Source organism: Streptomyces sp. XM83C (assembly GCF_023072675.1).
Lineage (GTDB): Bacteria > Actinomycetota > Actinomycetes > Streptomycetales > Streptomycetaceae > Streptomyces > Streptomyces thermocoprophilus.
In genome coordinates this window covers 1-3,972 of the sequence record NZ_JALLGL010000430.1, presented here as the reverse complement: position 1 = coordinate 3,972, position 3,972 = coordinate 1, and the positions used below count along the sequence as shown (strand labels likewise).

Below are 3,972 nucleotides of genomic sequence, written 5' to 3'. Positions count from 1 at the left end.
AACCCCCGCAGCGGCCGTACCGGCCGCTGCGGGGGTTTGTGCCGGGGCTGCGGGTGCGGGCTGCGGCACGTGGGCTGTGGGGGCCGGGGCAGAGGTCACGGCCGGTGGTGCGGGCGGCGATGTGGGGGCCGGCGCGGACGCCGGTGCGAGGGTCGGCGCGGGCTGCTGTGCGAGACCGGGCACGGGTGCGGGCGGGGTGGGCGGCGCGGCGGGCTCCGCAGGGGCTGCGGGCACTGCGGAGGCCGAGGGCCGCACCACGGCGTCGGCGGTGGCCTGGCCGGGGGCTGCGGCAGGTGCCGCGGGCGGCGCCGACAGCTCGGCGAGCGCGGCCAGCGCGGAAGCGGCGACCGGCTGCGGTGCCACGGGCTCCGGGGCAGCGACCGGCTGGGGCGCCATGGGCTCCGGGGCAGCGACCGGCTGGGGCGCGATGTACTCCGGGGCAGCAGCGGGTTCGGCCTCGGCCACCGCCCTGTCCTCGGCGGCGACCACGGGCACACCGGCCGGTGACGCGGCGTCAGCGCCCGTGCCGTCGGACTCGGCGGCGGCGCCCGTGCCGTCAGCCTCGGTGTCGGCGCGCGTCCCGTCAGCCTCGGCGGCGGCGACGGACGGCGCAACGGTCGGCGGCGCGTCCACGACGGACGGCGGTGCGAAAGCGGGTTGTGGAGCTTGTGGAGCATCCCCGGCACCGGAAACAGCCACCTGAGGCAGCACGTCCGGCTGCCGTTCCCCACCCCCGGTCATGACCCCGTTCCCATCACGCGCTCGAACTTATCACCGGCGTGAGGTGCCGAAGGAGGTGCGATCCGGTGCTGATACGGGGGCGATGTGGAGGTTGGGTGGAAAGCGAAGGGGCCCGGGCGGTCGTCGCCGCTCCGGGCCCCCGTCAGCCGGCCGCGCCACGCGCGCGTGCCGTACCGGCTGTCACTGCACGATCGTGATGCGGTCCGCCGCCGGCGGCGCGATCGGCGACGTCGGCGAGGAGTTGGCCGTCAGGTACTGCTCGAGGGCCGTCAGGTCGTCGGTGCCGACCAGGTCGTTCGTGCCCTCGCCCAGCGTGGTGAAGCCGTCGCCGCCGCCCGCGAGGAAGCTGTTCGTCGCGACACGGTAGGTGGCCGCCGGGTCGATCGGGGCGCCGTTCAGCCGGATGGAGTCGGTGACGACGCGGTCGGCGCCGGTCTTCGTCCAGTCCAGGGTGTACGTGAGGCCCGCCGACGGCTGGAGGATCTTCGGGGCGTCCGTGTTGCTGCCGCTGACCTGCTCCCGGAGGGCCTGGATCAGCTGGGCGCCGGTGAGGTCCTGAAGGTTGACGGTGTTGGCGAACGGCTGGACCGTGAAGCCCTCCGCGTAGGTCACCACGCCGTCGCCCTCACCGGCCTTCGACGCGTAGGTGAGGCCCGCGCGGACACCGCCCGGGTTCATCAGCGCCAGGGATGTCGACGGGTCGAGCGTCTTCGCGTACGCCAGCTGCGCGTCGGCGATCAGGTCGCCCATCGGGGACTCGGTGCCCGTGTTGGGGATGTCGGCGGAGATGTAGCCGATGGGGCGGTTGCCGATCGGGGCGGCCAGCGCGTTCCACTTGGTGATCAGCGAGGTCATGTCGGCCGCCTTGGGGACGGTCCGGGTGACCACGTGGTTCGCCGACTTCACCGCCGTACGCACGATGTCACCCGTGCGGCGGTCGTACGTCAGCGTGGTGTCGGTGTAGAGGCGGCCGAAGGACGAGGCCGAGGTGACCATGCGGGGCTTGCCCGCCGGGTCGGGGATCGTGCACACGTAGGCGTTGTGGGTGTGCCCGGTGACCAGGGCGTCCACCGCCGGGGTGACGTTCTTGGCGATGTCCACGATCGGGCCGGAGATGCCCGCGCCGGCGCCCGGGGCGTCACAGTCGTAGTTGTACGAGGAGGAGGCCGGGAAGCCGCCCTCGTGGATCAGCGCGACGATCGACTGCACACCCTGGCGCTGAAGCACCTTGGCGTACTTGTTGATCGTCTCGACCTCGTCCTTGAAGGCGAGGCCCTTCACCCCGTCCGCGGAGACGATGTCGGGGGTGCCCTCCAGGGTGACGCCGATGAAGCCGATCTTCACATCGCCCTTGCGCCACACCCAGTACGGGTCGAGGAGCGGCGTCTTCCTCTTCTCGTTCAGGACGTTCGCCGCGAGGTAGCGGAAGTCGGCGCCCTTGAACTTCTTGGCGGTGTAGCAGCCGTCCTTCGGGTGGCAGCCGCCCTTCTGCAGGCGGGTCAGCTCGGCGGCGCCCTCGTCGAACTCGTGGTTGCCGACGGAGGTGACGTCCAGGCCCAGCTTGTTCAGTGCCTCGATCGTGGGCTCGTCGTGGAACAGGCCGGAGATCAGCGGGGAGGCGCCGACCATGTCACCGGCGGCGGCGGTGATCGAGTACCGGTTGCCCTTGCGGGCCTCCCGCAGATGGGTGGCCATGTACTCGATGCCACCGGCGTCGATCGTCTTCGTGGTGCCGTCCGCCTGCACCTCGGTGACCCGGCCCGAGGAACCGGTCGGCGGTTCGAGGTTGCCGTGCAGATCGTTGAAGGACAGCAGCTGCACGTCCTGGTAGCGGCTCGGTCCGTGACCGCCCGGCTTGCCGTGGTGCTCTCCCGCGGCGGCCGTGCCCGGCAGCGCCGCGGCGAGCGCTCCGGCGGTGGCGATCCCGGCGGCGGCCGTGAGCAGTCGGTGGTGCGTACGGCGTCTGCGCGGCGGATACGACGGTGATGTGGCTGGCAATTCGCCCCCCTGTGGGTGTTGTGCGCCCTTCGGGTCCCTCTGTGCCCTGCGGGTCCGCTGGTGTGTTCCCGTCCGGCGCAGCCTAGGGTCAACGCGCGTAGCACGACCAGGGGTTCGCGGTTACATGATGGTTTCCCTTTGCCGTACGCCCGCTTGCCGCCAGGTCCCGTCCGTGCCGCCACTTTGCCCTTACTCCGCTTACCCTCGTACGCATGACCAGCGACGACATCGCACGGCTCCCCGGCTCCCGATCCATCGAGACCTACTCGGCGCTCTCCCCGGACCAGATCGAGGCCGTCCTCGGCCTGCTCGCCGAAGCCGCCGCCGCCGACGGCCAGCAGGCGGTGTCCGAGCAGGGACGGCTCCAGCTGCGTGGCGGCCCCCGCGAGGGCGTCGCCCATCTGCTGCTGACGGTCGGCGACGAACTCGCCGGTTACGCCCAGCTGGAGGACACCGACCCGGTCGAGGCCCCCGCCGCGGAACTGGTGGTGCGCCCCTCCCATCGCGGCCACGGCCACGGCCGCGCCCTCGGCTCGGCGCTGCTCGCCGCGTCCGGCAGGCGGCTGCGGGTGTGGGCGCACGGCGGCCATGCCTCCGCCCGCCACCTCGCGCAGGTTCTCGGCCTGACCCTGTTCCGCGAACTGCGGCAGATGCGCCGCCCCTTGACCGACCTCGACCTTCCCGAGCCGGTCCTGCCCGAGGGTGTCACCGTCCGCACCTTCGTGCCCGGCGAGGACGACACCGCCTGGCTCGCCGTCAACGCGGCCGCGTTCGCCCACCACCCCGAGCAGGGCTCCCTCACCCAGCGCGACCTCGACGACCGCAAGGCCGAGCCCTGGTTCGACCCCGCCGGCTTCTTCCTCGCCGAGCGGGAGACGGACAGCGGCCGGGAACTCGTCGGCTTCCACTGGACGAAGGTGCACGCCGAGGAACAGCTCGGCGAGGTCTACGTCCTCGGTGTCGCCCCCGAGGCGCAGGGCACCGGCCTGGGCAAGGCCCTCACCGTCATCGGCCTGCGGCACCTGGCCGGGCAGCGCCTGCCGACGGCGATGCTGTACGTCGACGCCGACAACAAGGCGGCCGTGTCCGTCTACGAACGCATGGGCTTCACGACGTACGAGACGGACCTGATGTACCGCTCGGAGACGTGACGCGCGCGTCGAGACGCGCAAGGCAAGCGGCGGGAGACCGGCCCGCTACCCGACAGGCCTCCCCGCCGCCCGCCCCGCCCCG

The 3,972-nt window shown here is 72.6% G+C and carries 2 protein-coding genes and 1 pseudogene; 1 reads left to right on the top strand and 2 read right to left on the bottom strand.

Features of this window, described 5'->3' with window-relative positions:
- Both MTQ10_RS28660 and MTQ10_RS28655 read right to left on the bottom strand, forming a co-directional pair.
- Positions 1 to 633, bottom strand: a pseudogene (locus tag MTQ10_RS28660) (hypothetical protein); the annotation flags it as partial.
- 288 nt (positions 634 to 921) lie between these two features.
- Positions 922 to 2,739, bottom strand: a complete 1,818-nt coding sequence (locus MTQ10_RS28655) for a bifunctional metallophosphatase/5'-nucleotidase (protein ID WP_247473260.1) — start codon at positions 2,737 to 2,739, stop codon at positions 922 to 924.
- Between the two features lie 212 nt (positions 2,740 to 2,951).
- Between MTQ10_RS28655 and mshD the strand changes: the two genes are divergently transcribed.
- Complete coding sequence (mshD, locus tag MTQ10_RS28650; RefSeq protein ID WP_247473259.1) at positions 2,952 to 3,890, top strand: mycothiol synthase; 939 nt, start codon at positions 2,952 to 2,954, stop codon at positions 3,888 to 3,890.
- Positions 3,891 to 3,972 lie beyond the last annotated feature (82 nt).

Bases quoted from the DNA above. Each gene is read 5' to 3' on its own strand.
- mshD (WP_247473259.1), top strand. From the start codon at position 2,952: ATGACCAGCGACGACATCGCACGGCTCCCCGGCTCCCGATCCATCGAG.